The 21,269-nt window shown below is 46.3% G+C and carries 15 protein-coding genes; 10 read left to right on the top strand and 5 right to left on the bottom strand.

Going from position 1 to position 21,269, the window contains the following annotated elements; all coding sequences use genetic code 11:
* From BLV54_RS09045 to BLV54_RS09055, 4 genes are all read left to right on the top strand, one after another.
* On the top strand, positions 1 to 417 hold a 417-nt coding region (locus BLV54_RS09045), incomplete at its 5' end, for an IS5 family transposase (RefSeq protein ID WP_143032462.1).
* Between the two features lies 1 nt (position 418).
* A complete protein-coding gene (locus BLV54_RS15540; protein ID WP_143032463.1) occupies positions 419 to 613 on the top strand; it encodes a hypothetical protein in 195 nt (64 codons plus the stop codon).
* Between the two features lie 360 nt (positions 614 to 973).
* Positions 974 to 2,233 carry a metallophosphoesterase family protein gene (locus tag BLV54_RS09050; protein WP_090570885.1) on the top strand — a complete coding sequence of 420 codons (1,260 nt, stop codon included), beginning with the start codon at positions 974 to 976 and terminating at the stop codon, positions 2,231 to 2,233.
* Between the two features lie 13 nt (positions 2,234 to 2,246).
* Entirely contained in the window at positions 2,247 to 5,741 is a 3,495-nt protein-coding gene (locus BLV54_RS09055) for a YhaN family protein (protein WP_090570888.1), read from the top strand.
* A 33-nt stretch (positions 5,742 to 5,774) separates the two neighbouring features.
* Here the strand turns inward: BLV54_RS09055 and BLV54_RS09060 are convergent, their stop codons facing one another.
* The 3 genes from BLV54_RS09060 to BLV54_RS09070 all read right to left on the bottom strand — a co-directional run bounded on the left by BLV54_RS09060 (position 5,775) and on the right by BLV54_RS09070 (position 8,451).
* Complete coding sequence (locus tag BLV54_RS09060) at positions 5,775 to 6,095, bottom strand: hypothetical protein (RefSeq protein ID WP_218132362.1); 321 nt, start codon at positions 6,093 to 6,095, stop codon at positions 5,775 to 5,777.
* Between the two features lie 207 nt (positions 6,096 to 6,302).
* A complete protein-coding gene (locus tag BLV54_RS09065; protein WP_371113283.1) occupies positions 6,303 to 7,541 on the bottom strand; it encodes a c-type cytochrome in 1,239 nt (412 codons plus the stop codon).
* A gap of 676 nt (positions 7,542 to 8,217) precedes the next feature.
* Positions 8,218 to 8,451: an alginate export family protein gene (locus BLV54_RS09070; RefSeq protein ID WP_256329323.1), complete on the bottom strand. Its 234-nt coding sequence runs from the start codon at positions 8,449 to 8,451 to the stop codon at positions 8,218 to 8,220.
* A gap of 222 nt (positions 8,452 to 8,673) precedes the next feature.
* On the opposite strand from BLV54_RS09070, the gene BLV54_RS09075 reads away from it, so the two are divergent.
* Positions 8,674 to 10,509 (top strand): sigma-54 interaction domain-containing protein, encoded by a 1,836-nt coding sequence (locus BLV54_RS09075; protein WP_090570891.1) that lies wholly within the window; start codon positions 8,674 to 8,676, stop codon positions 10,507 to 10,509.
* Between the two features lie 304 nt (positions 10,510 to 10,813).
* Here the strand turns inward: BLV54_RS09075 and BLV54_RS09080 are convergent, their stop codons facing one another.
* Both BLV54_RS09080 and BLV54_RS09085 read right to left on the bottom strand, forming a co-directional pair.
* A complete protein-coding gene (locus BLV54_RS09080) occupies positions 10,814 to 12,091 on the bottom strand; it encodes a PepSY-associated TM helix domain-containing protein (protein WP_090570894.1) in 1,278 nt (425 codons plus the stop codon).
* A 4-nt stretch (positions 12,092 to 12,095) separates the two neighbouring features.
* A complete protein-coding gene (locus BLV54_RS09085; protein WP_090570897.1) occupies positions 12,096 to 13,766 on the bottom strand; it encodes a cyclic peptide export ABC transporter in 1,671 nt (556 codons plus the stop codon).
* 295 nt (positions 13,767 to 14,061) lie between these two features.
* Between BLV54_RS09085 and BLV54_RS09090 the strand changes: the two genes are divergently transcribed.
* The 5 genes from BLV54_RS09090 to BLV54_RS09110 all read left to right on the top strand — a co-directional run bounded on the left by BLV54_RS09090 (position 14,062) and on the right by BLV54_RS09110 (position 21,267).
* Complete coding sequence (locus BLV54_RS09090; protein WP_090570900.1) at positions 14,062 to 15,168, top strand: GNAT family N-acetyltransferase; 1,107 nt, start codon at positions 14,062 to 14,064, stop codon at positions 15,166 to 15,168.
* Between the two features lie 10 nt (positions 15,169 to 15,178).
* Positions 15,179 to 16,480, top strand: a complete 1,302-nt coding sequence (locus BLV54_RS09095) for a lysine N(6)-hydroxylase/L-ornithine N(5)-oxygenase family protein (RefSeq protein ID WP_090570903.1) — start codon at positions 15,179 to 15,181, stop codon at positions 16,478 to 16,480.
* Positions 16,481 to 16,516: 36 nt separating this feature from the next.
* Positions 16,517 to 18,781, top strand: a complete 2,265-nt coding sequence (locus BLV54_RS09100; protein ID WP_090570905.1) for a TonB-dependent siderophore receptor — start codon at positions 16,517 to 16,519, stop codon at positions 18,779 to 18,781.
* 71 nt (positions 18,782 to 18,852) lie between these two features.
* Entirely contained in the window at positions 18,853 to 19,836 is a 984-nt protein-coding gene (locus tag BLV54_RS09105; RefSeq protein ID WP_090570907.1) for an alpha/beta hydrolase, read from the top strand.
* 63 nt (positions 19,837 to 19,899) lie between these two features.
* The gene (locus BLV54_RS09110) at positions 19,900 to 21,267 is read left to right on the top strand and encodes an efflux transporter outer membrane subunit (protein WP_256329327.1); all 1,368 of its coding nucleotides are present in this window, start codon (positions 19,900 to 19,902) and stop codon (positions 21,265 to 21,267) included.
* The last annotated feature ends 2 nt before the right edge of the window (positions 21,268 to 21,269 follow it).

Here is a 21,269-nt window from a genome sequence, read left to right on the forward strand (position 1 = left end):
ATCGGGAAAAGCCGTGCGGGCAACACTACGAAAATCCACCTGGCTGTTGATAGTTATGGTTTGCCGGTTGAATTTGAAATCACCGGTGGAGAAGTCAATGACTGTTCTGTAGCACCACAGCTGATTGCCAGATTACCTGATGCGCAAGCGATTGTAGCGGATAAGGGCTATGACAGTGAGTGTATACGTGAGCAGATAATAAAGAAGGGAGCCAGGACTGTGATTCCAGGAAAGCGCAATTCGTTGAAGGGTAACGCAGATATGGATTGGGGCTTGTATAGATATCGACATTTGGTGGAAAATGCTTTTGCCCGACTAAAACAGTATCGGGCAGTGGCAACACGATACGACAAACTAAAGAGAAATTATGAAAGTATGGTTGCCATGGCATGCGGGTATCTGTGGCTACCTGTGTGAAATGTCAACAGACCCTAGGACAAGAAAAAATATTTACCTGGATTCCTCAGTTGGGCAGGATGGAGTGTGTGATTTTGCGAGTGCAGGGCAAGGCGCAACGATGCGGAATGGTCGTTCCATTCCAAAGAGTTGCAACGCAGCCATGCGCTTGCAAAATTGCGCAATCCGTCCTGCAGCGGAAACACCCAGAGGGTGAAAATGAAATATGTAGGAAAAATTATTATATTCATAATGTTAACATCAGAACGAGCGATCAACTGAGGAATCTAGGTTTAATACAAAACTTTTATTCATGGAATATTACGTTCTCCTACTACTGCTATTTATGTTAAAAATTGGAATTACCCTTTGTATGCATAGTATGCTTAGCGGATAAATAAATTACTCGGTCAATTTTAAAAGGCCAGCAGTATGGATGATCACTATCATCCCAGTGCAAACAATGCATATAGAAAGAGACAAGTAGCCTCCAACTGCTAAATAAACAGCAAATATTGGAGACAGAGCACTGGCGTGCAAGGGCAAAATTAACAATTGATAATAAGGTGAGCGATTCGTGAAATTTATTCATGCCGCTGATATTCATCTTGACAGTGCTCTAAAGGGTTTGGAACGTTATGAAGGCGCACCCGTGGATGAAATACGTAGCGCTACCCGCCGTTCCTTTGACAACCTTATTGAGCTTGCGATTGATGAGGAAGTTAATTTCGTGCTACTGGCCGGTGATCTTTATGACGGCGATTGGCGAGACTATAACACGGGTCTTTATTTTGTTGAGCGCATGGGGCGACTGCGGGACGCTGGTATCCGGGTTTATGTTGTCACGGGCAATCATGATGCGACTAGCCAAATCACCAAATATCTTCGTTTACCTGACAACGTCAAGATGTTTGCGACATATACCCCAGAACGGGTCGTTCTGGAAGATTTGGACGTAGCTATCTATGGACAGGGCTTTGCAAGCAGAGCGGTCATGGAGAATCTTTCGCTGGCATACCCCCAAGGTGATCCAAATTATTTCAATATTGGTCTTTTGCATACTTGTCTCGACGGAAAGCCTGGGCATGAGCCTTATGCGCCTTGTACGGTAGATGGTTTGAGGTCTAAAGGGTATCAATACTGGGCGCTTGGTCATGTTCACAAACGCGAAGAGATAAGCCGTGACCCATGGATAGTATTTCCCGGAAATATTCAGGGTAGGCATATTCGAGAGACTGGTCCCAAGGGTTGCACGCTGGTGACTGTCGATAATGGTGAGGTATTAGCAGTTACGCACCGCGATCTCGATGTGCTACGCTGGTCACTTTGTGAAGTTAATTTGACAGATAGTGAGACGGTTTCTGATGCCTACGAGCAGGTACGTAAGGTGCTGCAGCAGGCGCTGGACAGCGCCCAAGGACGACCGGTTGCAGCACGCCTGGTATTGCAGGGGGCGTGTGTTGCTCATTCACGCTTACATGCTGAGCTGGAACATTGGACGCAAGAATATCGTGCTTTAGCAAATGTTCTAGGTGGTGCAGGGATATGGTTGGAGAAAGTATCTCTTAAGACGCGGCCATCTATTGATGTCGATAGCATTCTGGCACGTGACGACGCGTTGAGTGAACTATTACGGGGTATTCGCAATATGGAGTTGAACGATGCTGCACTCGCTGAACTCGCTCAAGAAGTATCTGCGTTGCGACAAAAACTTCCTGCTGAAATATTAAGTGGCGATGATTGTTTCGATCCATCCGATCCGCAGCAACTGCAAGTCGTTCTGAAAGACATCAAGGAACTGCTGGTTAACCGCCTGATAACGACAGAAAAGGCGTGATGGATTCTGGTTTATGAAAATAAGGAAACTTAATTTTGTTGCCTTTGGGCCGTTTACCGAGCGCGCTCTTATTTTTGACCTGGCGGGAGGTGGGCTCCATATCGTTTATGGGCCCAATGAAGCTGGAAAGAGCTCAGCACTCCGTGGCTTGAAAGCTCTGCTGTATGGTATTGACGAACGTACTCCCGACAATTTTCTTCATGACAATGAGAAACTCCGTATAGAGGGATGTATGCGCGCGGCAAATGGAGAAGAACTCACCTTGGCACGCCGTAAGGGGCGCAAGAATACACTCTTGTCACGAGAGGGGGAAGCGCTGGATGATAAGGTGTTGACTCCATTTCTTCAGGGTATAACCCAAGAGCTTTTTGAAATGCTTTTCGGAATAGACCACCAAGCCCTGGTTCAGGGGGGTGAAGAGATTTTAGAACAGAAGGGTGAGGTGGGGCAGGCGCTTTTTTCTGCATCACTCGGTAGCCATACATTACATGCAGTTCTTGCTCAGCTTGACGAAGAAGCCGACGGACTCTTTCGCCCAAGGGGAGCCACTCAAACGATAAACTCAGCCTTGAAAGCCTATATGGATTTGAACAAGGAGATTAGAGAACGATCACTCTCATCCAATCTATGGGAAGAGCATCGCCGTGCATTGGCGCGAAACACGAAAGAATTAGAACAAATTCAAGCTGAACTCGCCAGTAATCGGCTTGAGATTAATCGTTTGAAGCGCATTCAGCGTGTCCTGCCAAAACTGGCTAGGAGGCACGAATTTAAACAAAAGCTTGAGGAATTGGCTAATGTGACTATTTTGCCGGATGATTTTGGAGCGCGCCGCCAGCAGGCCATGGCTGAACGTGAGACAGCACAGGCGATTCTCCAACAGGCCACATCCCGGATCACTATACTTCAAGGGCAATTTGAAGGGCTCTCTGTTCGTGAGGAAGTGCTGGAGCAAAGTGAAAGTATCGAAGCACTCCATGCGCGCTTGGGGGGGCACCGCAAGGCAATACAAGATCGCCCGCACCTCGAGGCGCAATACATGCAGCTTCTTACGGATGCTGAATCCCTACTTAAAGATATACGCCCCGATCTTGCCCAGGGGGATATTGAAGTTTTGCGTCCTGTACTTGCAAAAAAGCAGCGCATTACCGAATTGGGAAATCAAAATCCTGTTCTGTTATCAAGAATAAAGCAAGCGAATAGCAATCTGCGGGATACAGAAGCGCAACTGGAGGAAGCGCGCAGAGAGCGCCAGAAACTTCCAGAGGTTAAATCACCAGATGCTCTGCATAGAGCCATTGCGTTGGCAAGAAAGTCGGGGGATATGAACAGTGTCATTCAATCTACCCACACTGAGCTTAGTGCATTACAGCAGCAATGTGCTGACCACTTGGCGCGACTCACCTTTTGGACTGGTTCGCTGGAAGATGTTCCCGCTTTGCCCGTGCCAAACAAAGAAAGTATCAATCGGTTTGAACAAGTATATACAGACCTCAATAAACGTATTCAACGTCTTAGCGAAAAACAAGAAGAGACAGTAGTTGCCATGCGCGAGGCATCGCGGCGATTGGATGAGATAGAGCATGTAGGTTCAGTACCGACAGAAGATGAGTTGATGGAGATTAGAACTGAGCGTGATCAGACTTGGCAGTTATTACGTCGGCAGTGGATTGAGGGGGAAGACGTTAATGCAGAGGCAAGTGCACTTGATGCAGAACGTGCACTTCCCGAAGCATTTGAATATCGACTGGCAGAAACTGATGAACTAGCAGATCGTTTGCGTCGAGAAGTCGAGCGCGTGCACACAAAGGCAAGTCTATTGGCTGAATTGGAAAATCAAAAACAACGTGCCAACGAGATCGAAAAGCAGCTTGATAAATGTGTAGCTGAGAAAAACCAGATTGATAGCGACTGGGTAGCCTTATGGAAATCCTGCAAGATTCAGCCACAAACACCTCGCGAGATGCGGCTATGGCTGGATGATCTGGAGAAACTTCGCGAGCAAGTAGTCCAGTTGAATACACTGCGGCAGCGTGTCCATGAACTGGAACATACCCGTGGCACACAAATACAACTAATCAAACAACAGTTGCAACGCCTTGGAAGAGAAAGCCCTGATACCACATCACTTGAAGCCATACTGCTTGAAAGTGAGGAAACCATTGATGAATTTGAAGAAATCATTCAGCATGGCGAGAAACTGGAGGGGGAGATCGCGGTTCTAAGGCGCAATCAGGAAACTGCCCGCGTGGAATTCAAAAGAGCAAACACTGAACTTGACGATTGGAAAGTGCAATGGCAAGAGGTGTTAGAGGGCGTGGGCTTGGAAGGCAATGCCTCGCCGTCGGAGGTGGCGGAGATCATCGAAAAGCTAAAGGAGCTATTCGCCAAACACAGTGAGGCGGACAAGCTGCAAATACGTATTCAGGCGATGAACAAAGATGCAGACTCGTTCGCTGCTCAAGTCAGCAATGTAGTCACCAACGTGGCACCTGAATTAACTATACTGCCAGCAGATGAGGCGGTAATGCGCCTTAATGCATTGCTATCAGAGAGTCGAACCCGACAATCGCGCCGTCAACAAATAGCAGAACAGTTACAACAAACACGACAGGAGATACTGGATTCCGAGGCGACAATCCGAACCATGGACGAGCGTCTGGATGCCTTATGTGTTGAGGCAAAGCGTGCTAGCCATGCAGAATTAGAAGAGGCTGAGCGCAACTCGATTGAATATCTTCGCTTGAAAGCAGAAATCAGTCACGTGGAGCAAGAACTCCTGGAGGTGGGTGAAGGAGCAACGCTTACGGAACTTGAAGCAGAAGCAAAAGATGTAGCTCCGGATGAGTTGCCGGGAAAGATAGATGCCCTTACTAGCAAAATCGATGAGGAACTGGAGCCAAAACGAACATCTCTCGCCGAGAGCAAGGGGCGCAAGGAAAAAGAAATTGAGCTTATGGATGGCAGCGACCATGCAGCATCGGCTGCAAACGAAGGGCAGTCTGTTCTTGCCAGTATTCGGATTAATGCGGAAAGATACGTTCGTCTAAAACTGGCAGCACGCATTCTGCGTAGCGAGATTGAACGTTATCGTAAAGAAAATCAGGGCCCATTGGTCAAGCGCGCCAGTGAGCATTTCGCTATGCTGACATGCGCATCGTTTAAGGAACTGAGGACCGACTTTAACGAAAAAGATGAGCCCATTCTTGTAGGCATTCGTCCCAATGGAGAGCAGGTACATGTGGAAGGAATGAGTTCAGGCACTCGCGATCAACTTTATTTAGCTCTTCGATTAGCTTCCCTGGAGAAATATATGGAGAGTTCGGAGCCCATGCCTTTCATTGTGGATGACATTCTTGTTGATTTTGACGATGAGCGTTCCGAAGCTGCGCTAGGTACTCTCTCACAGCTTGCTCAAAAAACGCAAGTTGTCCTGTTTACACATCACTCAAAAGTGATAGAGCAGGCAAAGAAGATTGACAGCGCGGTGCAAGTACATTACTTATAATTAATTGCTTAGCTAATTGGAAAATCATATCTGTCACTCTACTATAGTCCTCAGCAAGGCATCCCTGGCATCGGAATAAAACTGGATGTCGATTTTAGTCGCCATGTCATCTGAAAGATCAAACAATTGGCGACGGCAAGCGGCTGGCATCAGCAGCGCTGTCGCTCCTTTTTCAACGGCGATTTCAGCGATGGTGACCGGATTGTGAATCGGCTCGATGGAGCCGCCCAGGTTAATCTCCCCCACAATGATGAGACCGCCTCGCACACTCTTTTTAGCAGAGAAGTGCACAGCGCAACTAACGAGGCCATGCCAAGCTTTGCACCAATAGTTGTGCTGTAAATTCATGTTCATAAAACTGAGGAATCTATGTTTAACCTGGATTCCTCAGTTGGGCAGGATGGAGTGTGTGGTTTTGCGAGTGCAGGGCAAGGCGCAACGATGCTTGCGCAATCCGTTCTGCAGCGGAAACACCCAGAGGGTGAAAATGAAATATGTAGGAAAAATTATTATATTCATAATGTTAACATCAGAATGAGCGATCAACTGAGGAATCTAGGTTTAATTCACGCTTTCTTTACTTCGATCAATATCAACTGTGGTTACCCAACTTCCCTTATTTCCCCATGCATTCCTGATAAAAGATACGATAAGTGCAATTTCTTCCTCACGAAGAATTTGTTGAAATGGTGGCATTCCGTAAGGCCGCGGGTTGGCTGATGTCGTAGCCGGATAACCGCCGTTTAAGACACTGCGAATCGTATTCAAGGGAGAAGCCAAGATTACGCTTCGATTACCTGCTAATGGAGGATAGATGCCCGGTACACCTTCCCCAGAAGTACCATGGCATTCCTGGCAGTATTTTTCATATAACTGTCTGCCTTGTGCAAACTGTTCCCACCGTTCCGCCGAGTTAACTGGGGCATGCGTGCGAGCGGTATCATCCCTTTCATTTTCAGCAATCGATTTAAGATAAACAGCCACTGCACGAATATCTTCGCTTGATAAATGCTGAAGACTTTGTCGGATAATCGTCGCCATCGGGCCCGAAGCTATTGCATGTTTCGATACACCCGTTGTAAGTAGCTCGCTAATTTCTTCGATAGTCCAATGGCCACTACCCGCTTCTAGATTGGAGATCAAGGAGGGTGCATACCAATTCACTCCCATTATTTTCCCTCCTGTTAACGTATCGTCTTCACTGCTGGCTCCCAACAAATTACGACTAGCGTGGCAGGCATTGCAATGGCCCAATCCTTGTACTAGATAGGCGCCCCGATTCCATTCTTCATTTTTCGATTGATCTGGCGCATATACGCCCGCCTTGAAATACAATGCGCGCCAGATAGCTAAGAGCGGCCTGAAATTATAAGGAAAACGAATTTCACTCGGTGGATTAACTTGAGAGACCGTTGGTAAGGACTGGAGATAGGCAAATATTGCATTGGCATCTTCTCGAGTCACTTTGGTATATTCGGTATAAGGAAAAGCGGGGTAAAGTAATCGACCATCCCGTGATTTGCCTTGATGCAAGGCTTGCCAGAAATCTTCTTCAGACCAATAACCTATCCCCGTTTCTTTATCGGGCGTGATATTGGGCGTAACGAAAGTACCAAATGACGTAGACAATCGGCGTCCTCCTGCAAATGGCCAGCCACCCGGAGCGGTATGGCATCCCATACAATTCCCGGCGCGCGTAAGATAGGCGCCCCGTATTTGTTGTTGTTCAGCAGGAGAGGGATTGAGTGCTTCATTATTTGTTTCCTCCTCTAGAAGAACACTGCTGCAGCGATGAGTCAATTCGGACGAAAGCGCAGTGATAGAATTTGGTTTTCCTGAGGCAGGCTGGGTTGCCAGCCATTTAGCAATTGTATTGACTTCTTTGTCAGTCAGCTTCTGGGCAATTTTGGACATACAATCAGAGGTTTGACCGCGCATTAGCCCGCCATTGCGCCAGCTACCAAATTGCGCCGTGAGATAGGCGCGGGACAAGCCCAGCAATCCAGGAACAAATGGTTTTACACCCATCAAGGTGTCGCCATGACAAGCACTGCATGCCGGAATATCCCTTGCCGCATGTCCTGAATGAATGAGCTGTTTTGCCATCTCGACTTCATCAGCTTGCATCGTGATCGGTTCAGGTGGCGGGAATGGTGGTTGCAGAGTGGAAAAGTAATGGGCTATTTCCTGCAGATACGCATCCGACATATTCTCTAACAGAATAGCCATCGGCTGATAATAGCGCCAACCATCCCTGAAATTGCGTAACTGATTAAAAAGGTAACCCTGCGGTTTGCCGCTTATACGAGGATAATAGGCATGTCGCCCCATTTTATCTTCATCATCGTGACAGACCGTACAGACCTTAACGCGCTCAGCTATTGTATCTGGAACACTTTGAGCTGCATTTGCCGCAAACGTTATTAAAAGAAAAATGATTAAAATAAAATGTAGCATGATGATATTTCCTTGCTGGTCAAGATAATAGCCTGTTATGGACTCGCAAGCCGTTAGAAACGAAAATTGTATTGAACATGAAGTAGATCGGCTGCGATGCCAGTCTTTGATTTTTCAGGAAGTTTCCACTAAACAGCTTTGAGTAGCTCACCAGCACATCTTGATGACGGCTTAGGTGAATATTTGCCCGAAAATCAATTTCATCGCCAATATGACTGCCTGACTGGCCTATTGGATTTCTCTGGGTACCCATATTAAAAAACCTCAAACATAAATTTCTACCCGTTGATTTTGTTGGTCCTTAATGTTTTTAGAGAAAAAAACATTTAATCAGAAAATATACATTCAATAACCGTGCCAAAAATTAACTCTATGATTATTAGGTAATTATTTGTTTATTGCAGTATTAAGAATTTAATATTCACAATTTTTTGTGATACGATTCACAAGAAGTTGTGATTTTCTTCAGGAAAAAATGAGTATTTTTAGTTTACTGTTTCTCGATTCGCCATTATTTGTTGCGGCAGTCGATGATTCGCTTGTTTGTCGAGATCTCAGTGCAATATGGCGTAAGCACCTAGGTTTGACGACGACGGCGGTGGTTACCCTGCCGTTGGAGAAATTATTCAGTTTTGAAAATGAGTCCTCTGTTATGGATAAAATCAAGCAGGTTATCCTTCAAGGCAATATGATCAGCGGAGTGTCTGCATCATTATCAGAAAGAAATCCTGCAGCAACACCTGTCCATACAGGATTATTATCAGCGTGGCCCGTACCGCAAACCCATCATGAATGGATGCAGGCGCTCCTGGTATTTACGGAAACGACCGAATATAGTCGGGCGATCAATCAGCTTAATCAGTTGCAAACCACGCACGAATTAATTCTTAATGCAGTCGGGGAAGGAATTTACGGCGTGGACTGTGAGGGTAACACGACCTTTGTCAACGAAGCGGCCACTCAGATACTGGGTTGGCGTGCTGAAGATGTGATTGGCAAGTCATTGCACGCTATTCACCATCACTCCTATCCTGATGGGACACCTTATCCTAGTAGTGAATGTCCAATTTACGCTGCTTTTGCAGATGACAAAGTGCACCGGGGAGATGATGAGTTTTTTTGGCACACGGATGGAACCTCTGTTCCCGTTGAGTATACCAGCACGCCCATTCGAGAAGGGGATAAGCTCAAGGGAGCCGTCGTGATCTTTCGCGATATTACTGAGCGCCGGAAAAGCGAGCAGCAGCGCGAAGCGGCCTATACGCAAATAAAAATCCTGAAAGATTTGCTTGAACGTGAACGCGATTATCTGCGTGATGAAATCAACGTCACCAGCAATTTCGGCGAAATCATCGGAGAAAGTCAAGCATTAAAGCGTACACTTGCCCAGATCGAAGCCGTCGCTAAAACATCAGCAAGTGTTCTCATTCTAGGGGAATCAGGCGTTGGCAAGGAAATGGTTGCCCGGGCCATTCATGCTCACAGCGCACGGACTGACAAGCCACTGGTTAAAGTTAATTGCGCCTCTATTCCCAAAGATCTTTTTGAGAGTGAATTCTTCGGGCATGTTCGTGGATCATTTACGGGTGCTCATCGTGATCGGGTTGGGCGTCTTCATCTCGCTTCAGGCGGGACGCTTTTCCTTGATGAGGTAGGGGAAATTCCTTTGGATTTACAAGGAAAACTGTTACGTGCCCTGCAGGAGCATGAATTTGAACGTGTGGGTGATGATAAAACCATTAAAGTCGATGTGCGCATTGTGGCTGCAACCAATCGTGACTTGCAAGCGGAAGTCTATGCAGGGCGGTTTCGTAAAGACTTGTATTATCGTCTGAGTACTTTTCCTATCGAAGTGCCGCCGTTGCGGGAGCGTATCCAGGATATTGGGCCACTCGCGATTCAATTCTTGGATAGCATTTGTAAAGAGCTGGGTCGAGATCCATTGACATTGACCCGGCAACAACTAGACAGCCTGAATAGATATACCTGGCCGGGTAACATTAGAGAGCTCAAGAATGTCATCGAACGAGCGGTCATTCTCACCAAAGGCAATCGGCTCAGACTGGATCTTGCCATGCCCAGCAATAATCAGGCTGAGAAATCACTGATGCTGATGCCAACCGAAAATGAAGAATTTGTTCCTGACGCTATTTTTCGCGAAAAAGAAAAATTAAATATCATTGCTGTGTTACGTCACACCCACTGGCGCATATCTGGTACAGATGGTGCAGCCGAATTGTTGGGAATTAAGCCTTCCACACTTGCCTACAGAATGAAAGCATACGGCATCAAGAAATCAGAAAGCCTGTGATAACTTTTGCTTATCTTCGTTACTGTGTTGTAAGCTTTTCTGGCTATCTCGCGAATCTCTAGTACTAGAAGCAGCGGCTTTAATTAACCCAATGTATTTATTTACCCAGCCCAATAACATTATCCCACTATCTGAAACTGAACAAAAATGATTCCGTTCATGGCTCGACAGGCTTACCCCGAGCAGAATCAGATATTCATGTTCATCTAGTCACTGCCTGGTACATATAAGGTTTACCTTCTGCCTATGATTCTATGATTTTAGTATTTTGAAATTTGTTCGCCGAATGCCATGTTTATTTTGCTCAATTACTGGAACTAGGATAATAGTTGTGGTTTCTTGCACGCGCCCATCGCTTCCGTTGCCAGATAACCACTCCGGTCACGGATAGTATTGCGACTGCTACACCTAGCAAGGAGACCAGGATACGTCCGGGCAAGCCAAGGATGCGACCGGAATGTAAAGGGAACTGGGCTTGCAAGAATATGTCGCCCATACTGCCTGCCCCCGGAATATTGTCACCGAGAAAGGCTCCATCCTGACCATCAAAATAAAGCCATGAATTGCCGAGACCAAAGTTTGCGTGATCTTGACCTGGTTCGTGAAACGTTACGCCATAAATCCCATACTCTGGCTGATAAAACATGCCGCCTAACGGAATGTTCCAATTTCTTCTTTGGGCTTCTGCACTGGCGAGTTGAATGATTTCGTGCCGCGTGATCGTAGGCTCGATCGATTCATCATGTGGCCTCGGAGTACGGTACGCAAACGGGTCTGGGGTGAGAGTGGAAAAGACCGAGACGAGGGGGCGCATGACTTCTTGTTTAAGGTTCATGGAGATAGCGGTCACGGCAAGTAGCAATAAGCAAGCCCATAGCCACACTCCACTCGAGCGATGCAAATCGAAATTCAGCTTGTAACCGCCTTGTTGCCAGCGGAAAGCGAATGATTTACGCCATGCCTGGAAATGGGGAAACGAAATCCAGAGCGCAATGAAGCAATCGATCGACCATACGATCGCTAGAATACCCATAAACAGAATGCCTAATTCCATCCCAAAAGCATCCGGAATATGCATGCTGTAATGCAATTTGTACAGAAAAGGCAAGAAATCTTCTCGGCTGAGCGAAATTTCACCCCACATGCGTGTGCCGCGTACTTCTCCATTCACGGGATCAAGCGCAACTTGATTAAAATCCAGATCGAAAGCTTTGCCAGTATTGGAATCAAGGCGGGGGCTTACACCTAATCCAAGGTTCTGGTCAGGTTCCAGGGATAAAGGCAGCCAGGTGATCAGAATTTTGGGGTAAGATGCTTCGAACTGGTCAGCGAGCACTAGGGGTGAAAGAGATTCTCCCTGGCTTTGTCGTTCGAATAATTGGGGATTAAGCCACTCATCCAGTTCGTGATCCCAGGAGATGATTGCGCCAGTCAGTCCTGAAATGAATAGGAAGGTTGCTAGAAAAAGACCAGCCCAGCGGTGTAACAGGGTGAGTATTTGGCGACTTGCTCTGGATTTACTGGACTGTTTTTCCTGTTGCGCAATATCAGCAGTTATCTCAGGTTCAACAAATTTCTTCATAACGCTAAATAATACTATTGGCAGTCATCAGTGATGATGTAGTTATTTTGGTTTCGGAATTTGCTGCTTCCTGATGATCAAAGGTTAAATGGCCATTTTCCATGCGTAAGATACGATCGGCTAAATGAAAGTAGCGATCATCGTGCGAAATAACCAGGATGGCTTTACCCATCGCGCGCAATTCTGGCAGCAATTCATAATAGAAAATTTCCTTAAATGCCGGATCCTGGTCGGCTGCCCATTCATCGAATACCAGGAAGGGGCGGTTTTCCAGATAAGCGATCACTAAAGCGAGGCGTTTACGTTGTCCTTGCGACAAAGTCAGCGTAGTAAAGGCGCCATCCTGGACTTTTACCTTATTTTGCAGATGAAGTTTGGCTAACAACTGATTCCCTCTTTGGTCCAAATCCTTGCCATGGTCCGTTTCAAGCAGCCGGTCAAAAAGGTGGAAGTCGGAAAAAATAGTGGTAAAGAATTGCCTGTAGTAATCACGGTTGGTATCATCGATAACCTTGCCATTGAGGCTGATGCTGCCTTCTTCCGGTGGGTAGAGCCCCACCAGCAATTTTGCCAAAGTGGTTTTGCCACTGCCATTACCGCCGATCAAAAAAGTGATTTCACCCGGATGGAACTGCAAATCAATCGGTCCCAGCGTAAACATTTCATCCTTTTGCTCATGATAGTAACGATGCAACACTCCCAGTAACACGATAGATTGCAGTGGTGGCAGCTCGACTTTGTCTGTTTGGGATTCGGAAGAGGACATGGAACGCGTAATTTCTTCTATATGATTGGCTGACACCTGGGCAAGATTGGCCCGTGGAATATTCAACAGTAATGCTTCGAGCGGCCCAACCATGTAAACGAACACCAGGGCGTATCCAGTCATGATCAATGCCCGGTCAGGCACATCACCTACCAGCAGGAATAACACCAGACCAATAAATGCGTAAATCAGGAAATTACCCCAGCTTGCTGAAACAACAAAAACAGACATCCCGAATGTTCGCTCTTTACGTACCTTTTCTATGGAGCGTTTGAGTACATCATCATAAAAAGTGGTGCGTTTATCGCGATTGAGGCGCAATTCCTTGGCGCCGTCAGTTAGTGAGCGAAAGTAGGCAAACAAATTGTCCTGCTCCTGGGCAGCAATATCCAGGTGCCGGATAGCGCGCAAATGAGCAAGATGATAGCCGAGTGAACCAAATCCAATAACGAGGAGGGCGAGCAGGAATACCTGCCATGATAAAAACGCCAAGTAAACCAGGCATCCAGCTACCACTACTGCGTTGGTAAGAATGACCGGAAAACTGACAAAAAACTCAGCCACTCGCGTGCAATGCTCGGAAAGGGCGGATTGTACCCGCGCAGCACCGAGTTGTTCGAGTTGTCGGTAATCGGCAGCGATCACTCTTTGCGCGATAAAACTGCGTAGTTCGGAATGCGCGCGTTGCCCTAAGCGTTCAAAGAGAATTGCCGCCACCATATAACTCAACATGACACAGAGTGCCGTTGCTGCAAAAATGAGCGCCATTTCATCCCGATCAGATACTGTTGAAGTCAGTGCCGAGCTGATTTGGGCAAGCAGTAATACACTGCAAATACCATGCACGATGCTGGCAAATGACGCACTCAACAACAGCAGTTTAGATTGTTTAATAAGATACTTCAGCATGGTCTATCCATTCATAAGCTATATAGTAAAAGAGACGAATGGCCAAGGTAAATGTTTATGTCAATGAAGTCATACTTTCGCTGATTTTACTAAAACAGCTCATCCAGTCGCTTCTCATTGCAGACAATTATGCTCTGTTTATCAATGATATAGCCGATCCTCTCATTTTTTTAACACATGATAAATAACTAAAGTTACCTGAAATTTATAAACAATAATACTTCTCATTCGTCTTCAATCAGTATAACAAAGGTATTACCAAAAGTATTACCAAAATCAGTTTACTTGGAGAAAAATGGAACGGTATCGATTAAACGATCAATCGTGTGAGCCGCTGATAGAGCAGTCGGTGCATCCGGTGAGTTTGTTATCTTGCCCGGATCAGATGCGCTATCTCGTTACGTATGAAGGGAAAACGTTGAACGTGCAAGATTGGGAAAGCGGAAAAAGAACGATCTGGCATTTATATCAACGATCTGATCAATTGAAGTTGGAGTGGGGCAATACTGAGTCAGAGCAACCCAAAGTGACTGAACTGATGGCGGCAGTTGAAGCAGCATTTGTCTATTACCCCAATCAGGCAAAGTTATATTTCTCTGCACCCGTCAGGCAGTTTGGAGAGTTATTCGATTCGGGGGTAATGGTTAAGACTGAGGATGGCCGAGATGTTGTTTATGTAGAGCTATTCTGGCAACAAGCTAGAGTATGGCTTTCCTCATCGCGAACCCAACCATACCCAATTTATCCTGTTTTTACTCATGGTCGCCGCCATCCGCTCCGGCCACCCAAGCCAGTTGGCACTGTTTACCGGCGCTATATCGCATGGCTGGGGCGTACCTTATCATTTCGAACAGTCGATCTCACGACCGATCTTGCACGCTTCAATCGCTGGATGAATGATCCCGCCGTGGCTGAGTTTTGGCAGGAAACAGGCGATCTCGCTAAACATCGCGCATACCTCGAAGGCATCCAGAACGATCCACATGTGATCAGTCTCATCGCTTGCTTCGATGACGAACCTTTTGGCTATTTTGAAATATATTGGGCCAAAGAAGACCGGATCGCACCTTACTACGATGTGGATGATTTTGATCGTGGCTGGCACGTGTTGATTGGAGAGCCGCATTTGCGTGGCAAACCTTTCGTAACCGCTTGGCTACCGTCTATTTCTCACTATTTATTTCTCGATGATGATAGAACTCAGCGCATCGTCATCGAACCCCGTGCTGATAATCACAAGATGATTCGGAATCTTGCTCGATGTGGTTACGCGCTTCTCAAGGAGTTCGATTTTCCCCATAAACGCGCCATGCTCGGGATGTTGTTACGAGAGCGCTTTTTTGCTGAACAACTGTGGGTGCCGCGCAGCACGCCACCGCTCCATTCCGTTTCTTTATCCTGAGGATTTCATCATGAAAATTTACGATTTGATCGGTATTGGCTTTGGTCCATCCAATATAGCGCTTGCCATTACGCTCCAAGAAAAAAAGCAGACTGGTTATGGCATCGAGTCTTTTTTCATTGAGAAACAACCCAGTTTTGCCTGGCATGCCAACATGATGCTGAATAACGCGCATATGCAGGTTTCTTTTCTCAAGGATTTGGCCACGATGCGCAATCCATCAAGTCATTTCACGTTTATCAATTATCTCCACCAAAATAATCGGTTGCAGGATTTTATCAATCTCAAAACCTTTTTTCCGAGCCGCCATGAGTTCAATGATTATCTAGCATGGGCAGCGTCGCATTTTGACCATTGCTGCGCTTATGGCGAGGAGGTGATCGAGATAATTCCGGAAAAACGTGGAGAGGAGATTATGCTGTTGCGTATCCGTTCGCGTGATGGTGAACAAGTCGTTCACGAACGGCTGGCGCGAAATCTGGTAATCAGTATCGGCGGTCAACCGAGAATCCCGGATAGTTTCTCACCGCTAAAAGGAGATCCGCGTGTATTTCATTCGAATAGCTATCTGCAAGAAATTAAACAACATTCCCATGCCAGCAGAATTGCGGTGGTGGGGGGTGGACAAAGTGCAGCAGAAATATTCATGGATCTGCATGATCGGTTCCAGACGGCTCAGGTTGATCTAATTATGCGTGCGCGCTCAATCAAGCCATCGGATGACAGCCCATTCGTCAACGAGATTTTCAATACCGACTTTACGGACTTTGTTTTTAATAGCTCTAAGCAAGATCGCGCTGAAATCCTCAATGAGTTCTGGCATACCAATTATGCCGCGCCCGATCTGGTCTTGATTGAACAAATTTTCAATGTGTTTTACCGACAGAAAGTGTCCAGTATCGAGCGTCATCGTTTTCTGCGGCGCCATGAAATCAGGCAGGCTCTTTCCTTGCATGAGGGTATTCAGTTCGTTTTGCATGATTTGAATACCAATTGTGAGCGAACAGAAACTTATGATGCCGTGGTGCTTGCTACAGGCTATAGGCGTGATCATCACAAATCGTTATTAGCACCGCTTACCCCATATTTCGGAGATTTAACAGTGGATCGTCAATATCGACTATGCAGTACACCTAATTTCAAGCCAGGGGTTTTTCTGCAAGGTGCTTGTGAATCGAGTCATGGTTTGAGCGATACCTTGCTATCAGTGACGGCAATGCGGACGAGTGAGATAGCTCAGGCACTCATGAATGCATCTAATCAAGCAAGCGCCACGCAGGCAAAACTCACAATTTCTTCCACATTTGCTTAATAAACAATATTTTTTAAATTAATCAACAAATTAAATATGAATAGCTTCACAATTCCTCACGAAGGAACAATTAAACTGAAAAATGCAATTCTATTATCAGTTGTGCAACTGGCTTTATTGACAATATCAGTCAATAGTTATGCAGAATCAAAACAAATAGCGAATAAAGCAGAAACAAAAAGCCAGCAGACTGAAGTTACTGCTGAGTCAACGGAGCCAGACGCGAATAATTCGAATGTCACCGTATTACCCGCTGTCACAGTTAAGGGTAAATCATCTCACCATACCACGGGTTATGTCGCCAAAAGTAGCATGACCGCAACCAAGACAGATACGCCGATTATTGAGATACCGCAATCGATTTCAGTCATCACGCGTAATGAACTTGACATGCGCAGTGTGCAGAATTTCACTGAAGCATTACGCTATACCCCGGGTGTTACCGTCGATAACTTCGGATTTGAACCGCGAGGTTTTGAAAATCTATTCATGCGTGGCTTTAATGCATTGACGACTGCAAATTTTCGTGATGGCTTGAGTCAGGCGGCACAAGGTCTGTTTTTTGGTTCTTTTATCACCGATCCCTATGGAATGGAGCGCATCGATGTGCTACGTGGACCCTCTGCGGTTATGTTTGGTCGTGGAGATGCAGGCGGGATTGTGAATCGTGTGACCAAGCGTCCCAATGCTGATCCGATTCGGGAAATAGAGTTGCAGTATGGCAATTTTGACCGTAAACGAGCTGCTGCCGATTTAGGATTTGCAAACAAGGATGGAACGTTGATGTTTCGTCTTGTATCGCTGGGACTTGATACGAATACGCAAGTTAAATTTCCCAATACCAACGTCGATAGCACATTTCTTAAACGCTTTTATATTGCTCCCTCGGTGACTTGGCGCCCAACAGTAAACACCACTATTACCCTAATGGGCGATGTACTCAACAATCGCACTAATGCGTCCGCTTTTTATCCGGCCTTACCGGATGGTAGTCGCCCCAGCCTCAATGTTCTGTTAGGAGATCCGAAATTTGTTAAATACTCAACAAACCAATCTTCTTTCAGCTATCAGATTGAGCATATTTTTAACGAAATGTTTACTATCCGTCAGAATTTTCGCCATATGAGCCAAGATGGCAGATTTAATGATTTTCTCCCGGTTGGGTTTAATAATATCGATCAACCAACTCTCCTGGATCGTATGGCAATCTCCACCAAAGAGCGACTGAATCAAACTGTGCTGGATACCCATCTTCAGACCAAGCTTAATACCGGTCCTGTTCATCACACCATGTTGCTCGGCGTGGACTGGAATGTGACTGATGCTTCTCTCAAATCTTTTGTAGGCTCTAATACACCCGGTATCGATATATTAAATCCGATCTATCCACAACCGGTTCCTACCCCGGATATCTTATCCATTGATGCGAAACAGAAAATCGATCAAATAGGGGTTTATATACAAGATCAACTTAGATACGATCAAAACTGGATTCTGACCTTAAGTGGCCGCCACGACAGCGTTGACACCACCACGCGCATGGATTCATCAAAAGAACAAGTCAAGGATAGCGCACTGACTGGGCGAGCTGGCTTAACCTATCTTTTTTCCAATGGCATCGCGCCTTATGTGAGCTATGCCCAATCATTCTTACCCCAAGCTGGTTTTGATGCCAACAACAATCCCTTTAATCCAACGCGCAGTGCTCAATATGAAGTAGGGATTAAATACCAGCCGGTGGGTGGCAGAAGCCTCTATACACTGGCATTGTTTGATCTGACTAAAACCAATGTGCTGACACGTGATCCCAATGATCCTTTCCGCAGTGTGGCAATAGGAGAGATCGGTTCGCGCGGCGCTGAACTGGAAGCCAAGGCAGAACTATTACCTAACCTATTACCTAACTTGAATTTTCTCGGATCATTTACTTATCAGGAAGTGACTGTCACCAAAAGCAATGATGTCGACTTAAATAAAATGCCCATTTTAGTACCTAATACCATGACCTCGGCCTGGCTGGACTATTCTTTTAGAAGTCTGGGCATAGACTGGTTGCGGGGGTTGGGGATTGGAGGAGGGGTTCGTTATGTCGGTAGAGTATTCAATGATCAGGAAAATACCAGTACGACCTCCTCATTTACCTTGTTTGATGCCACGCTGCGCTACGATTATGGTCCGTGGCTATTTAATATTAACGCTAGCAATATCTTTAATAACAAATATGTATCGTCTCATGTCGGTGGTAATTTTTTTCTTGGAACACAACGAACTGTCGTGGCGACTTTGAAGTACAGATTCTAGGTGGTGTTATGCTGTGCTCACATCCCTCCAGGCAATAAACCTGGATTTTATTAACCATCGGAGAAGATTGAATGTCGCTTGACCCGGATCTGGCTGCATTTCTTGAATTGGTTGAAGCTAATGTAATGAGTGGAAGCAAACCCATGATGCATGAGTTAACACCTGAGCAGGCGCGGATAGAATATGATGCTTCAACGCAGATACTGGATGTTCCTGGGTTGGCTGTTGAGAGCGTGACACCTATCAGTATTTCATGCCGAGATGGCCAATGGATCAATGCGCGACTTTATAAACCGATTGAATTGGCAGAAGAAAAAGGACCTCTGCCAGTATTACTCTATTTTCATGGTGGAGGATATTGTGTCGGCAGTCTGGATTCTCATGATTCTTTGTGTCGGTCATTGGCGGCATTGACGCCTTGTTGCGTGTTAAATGCTGCTTATCGACTGGCGCCTGAATACCGGTTTCCTACAGCTGTTTATGATGCACAGGATGCCTATCAGTGGATATTGTCAGCGGGTGCTGAGTATAATCTGGATATTACCCGTGTTGCTGTTGGGGGAGATAGTGCAGGTGGAACGCTGGCAACCGGGTTGTGCTTAGCAGCACGTGACAACAATTGGTCACAGCCTGTATGCCAGGTGCTGCTTTACCCTTGTACCAGTGCATGGCAGAATACCGAGTCCCATCGTCGTTTTGCACAAGGCTATCTGCTTGAAGCAGTAACCCTGCAATGGATGTTTTCCCATTATTTACGTGATACAGCAGATCGAATAGATTGGCGTTTTGCGCCTCTTGAAGCAAGCAATCTGAGCAGTCTTGCTCCCTCTTTTCTAGTTTTTGCTGAATATGACCCGCTGATAGATGAAGGCATTACATATGCCGATCGACTCAAGACTGCGGGTGTTTCCACGCTTGTCAGGATTTATCCCGGAATGACACATGATTTCGCTCGTCTTGGAAACATTGCCAATGAAGCTTATCAGGTTCGTAAGGACATCGCTTGTGCGCTCGCTAATGCGTTTTACCCAAACCGGAATACCCACCTAGATTAGATATGCGTCTTTATCTTTCAGTAATCATTAGTCGTATTAATAAGTGGAGTCGGATGGATTCAAGTGATTAGGACTTTTATTTGGATAATCCTTTTTCTTATCCTGGCAGGTTGTAATATGCTGTCGCAGCGGCATGTGCAGGAAGTGGGCGCAGAGATACCAGATCAATGGGTTGAAGATAAAGCATTTAGTCAACCGATACCGACCAAGTGGGTAGAGACTTTTGGTGATCCCCAGCTAAGTTCTTTGATTGACAGTGCGCTGGCTGATAATTATGAACTGAAAGCGGTGGCAGCGAGGGTCGATGCGGCGATAGCGCAGGCACGAATTGATGGATCGGGTCGTTGGCCTCAACTTTTTTTCACAGCTGATCACCAACAAGTACAAATTCGTGAAGCAGGTTTTGGTTCATCAAGATTCGATGTCTTTGAAGTTCTGTTCGGTTTGAGCTGGGAAGTGGATGTGTGGGGACGGATACGCGATTTTCAGCAGGCTGCAGTTTTGGAAGCCGATGCGACTGCTGTCGATTATTATGGAGCCAAATTATCCTTGGCAGCGCGGGTAGCGCAAAGCTATTTTGAGTTAGTTGAAGCAAACCTGCAAGCAGAGGTAGTCGAGCAATCGATCAAAGATCGAACTATCATAGTGAGTTTAGTCCGAGGGCGTTTTCAGCGAGGTCTGGAGCGTGGTCTCGATTTACGCCTGGCCCTCACTGATCTGGCCAATGCAGAAGCGCAGCTCAAGGAGACGCGTAACAGAATTCAGATAATTACCCGCCGCCTGGAAATTTTACTGGGACGCTATCCGGCAGGGAATGAAATAAACGCATCAGTCCTGCCGCAATTGCCTGTTGGTATTTCTGCCGGATTGCCTTCCGAATTGCTAGAACGGCGGCCGGATGTGGTTGCAGCATTTGGCCGTCTGCGGGCTGCCGACTTCCGAACAGTCAGTTCCAAAAAACTGCGCCTGCCGCGTATTACCCTGACTGCTGCCGGCGGTACGCGCAGCAGCGATCTGACTGAACTGATCGACCCCAAGGCAGTGGCTTGGAATGTATTTAGCGGGCTTATGCAACCTTTGTTTACGGGGGGGCGTATCCAAGGTGAAATTTTCCGAAATCAGGCTCGCGCAGAGGAAGCACTGAATTTTTACAAAAATACCGCACTTAATGCTTTCCGCGAAGTTGAGCAAGCGCTGGCAGCAGAAGAGTGGTTACGGCAACAAGAAGCGTCTCTTAAAAAAGCAGTTGAACAAACCGAATCCAGCCGGAAATTGGCTGTTTATTCATACCGTAACAACCTGATTGGAATTCTTACCTTACTCGACAGTTACCGCAGCACACTCAATGCCCAGAGCGCCCATTTGTCTGTCATCCGGCAGTTACTCAGCAATCGCATCAATCTTTATTTGGCTCTGGGTGGAAATGCGTGACG

Origin of the sequence: Nitrosomonas sp. Nm33 (genome assembly GCF_900107265.1) — a bacterium.
Classification (GTDB): domain Bacteria; phylum Pseudomonadota; class Gammaproteobacteria; order Burkholderiales; family Nitrosomonadaceae; genus Nitrosomonas.

What these genes read in the sequence shown, in the direction of transcription:
- BLV54_RS09100 (WP_090570905.1), top strand. Translation starts at nt 16,517, where the DNA reads ATGAATAGCTTCACAATTCCTCACGAAGGAACAATTAAACTGAAAAAT.
- BLV54_RS09095 (WP_090570903.1), top strand. Translation starts at nt 15,179, where the DNA reads ATGAAAATTTACGATTTGATCGGTATTGGCTTTGGTCCATCCAATATA.
- BLV54_RS15540 (WP_143032463.1), top strand. Translation starts at nt 419, where the DNA reads ATGTCAACAGACCCTAGGACAAGAAAAAATATTTACCTGGATTCCTCA.
- BLV54_RS09085 (WP_090570897.1), bottom strand. Translation starts at nt 13,766, where the DNA reads ATGCTGAAGTATCTTATTAAACAATCTAAACTGCTGTTGTTGAGTGCG.
- BLV54_RS09105 (WP_090570907.1), top strand. Translation starts at nt 18,853, where the DNA reads ATGTCGCTTGACCCGGATCTGGCTGCATTTCTTGAATTGGTTGAAGCT.
- BLV54_RS09055 (WP_090570888.1), top strand. Translation starts at nt 2,247, where the DNA reads ATGAAAATAAGGAAACTTAATTTTGTTGCCTTTGGGCCGTTTACCGAG.
- BLV54_RS09080 (WP_090570894.1), bottom strand. Translation starts at nt 12,091, where the DNA reads ATGAAGAAATTTGTTGAACCTGAGATAACTGCTGATATTGCGCAACAG.
- BLV54_RS09075 (WP_090570891.1), top strand. Translation starts at nt 8,674, where the DNA reads ATGAGTATTTTTAGTTTACTGTTTCTCGATTCGCCATTATTTGTTGCG.
- BLV54_RS09090 (WP_090570900.1), top strand. Translation starts at nt 14,062, where the DNA reads ATGGAACGGTATCGATTAAACGATCAATCGTGTGAGCCGCTGATAGAG.
- BLV54_RS09070 (WP_256329323.1), bottom strand. Translation starts at nt 8,451, where the DNA reads ATGGGTACCCAGAGAAATCCAATAGGCCAGTCAGGCAGTCATATTGGC.
- BLV54_RS09060 (WP_218132362.1), bottom strand. Translation starts at nt 6,095, where the DNA reads ATGAACATGAATTTACAGCACAACTATTGGTGCAAAGCTTGGCATGGC.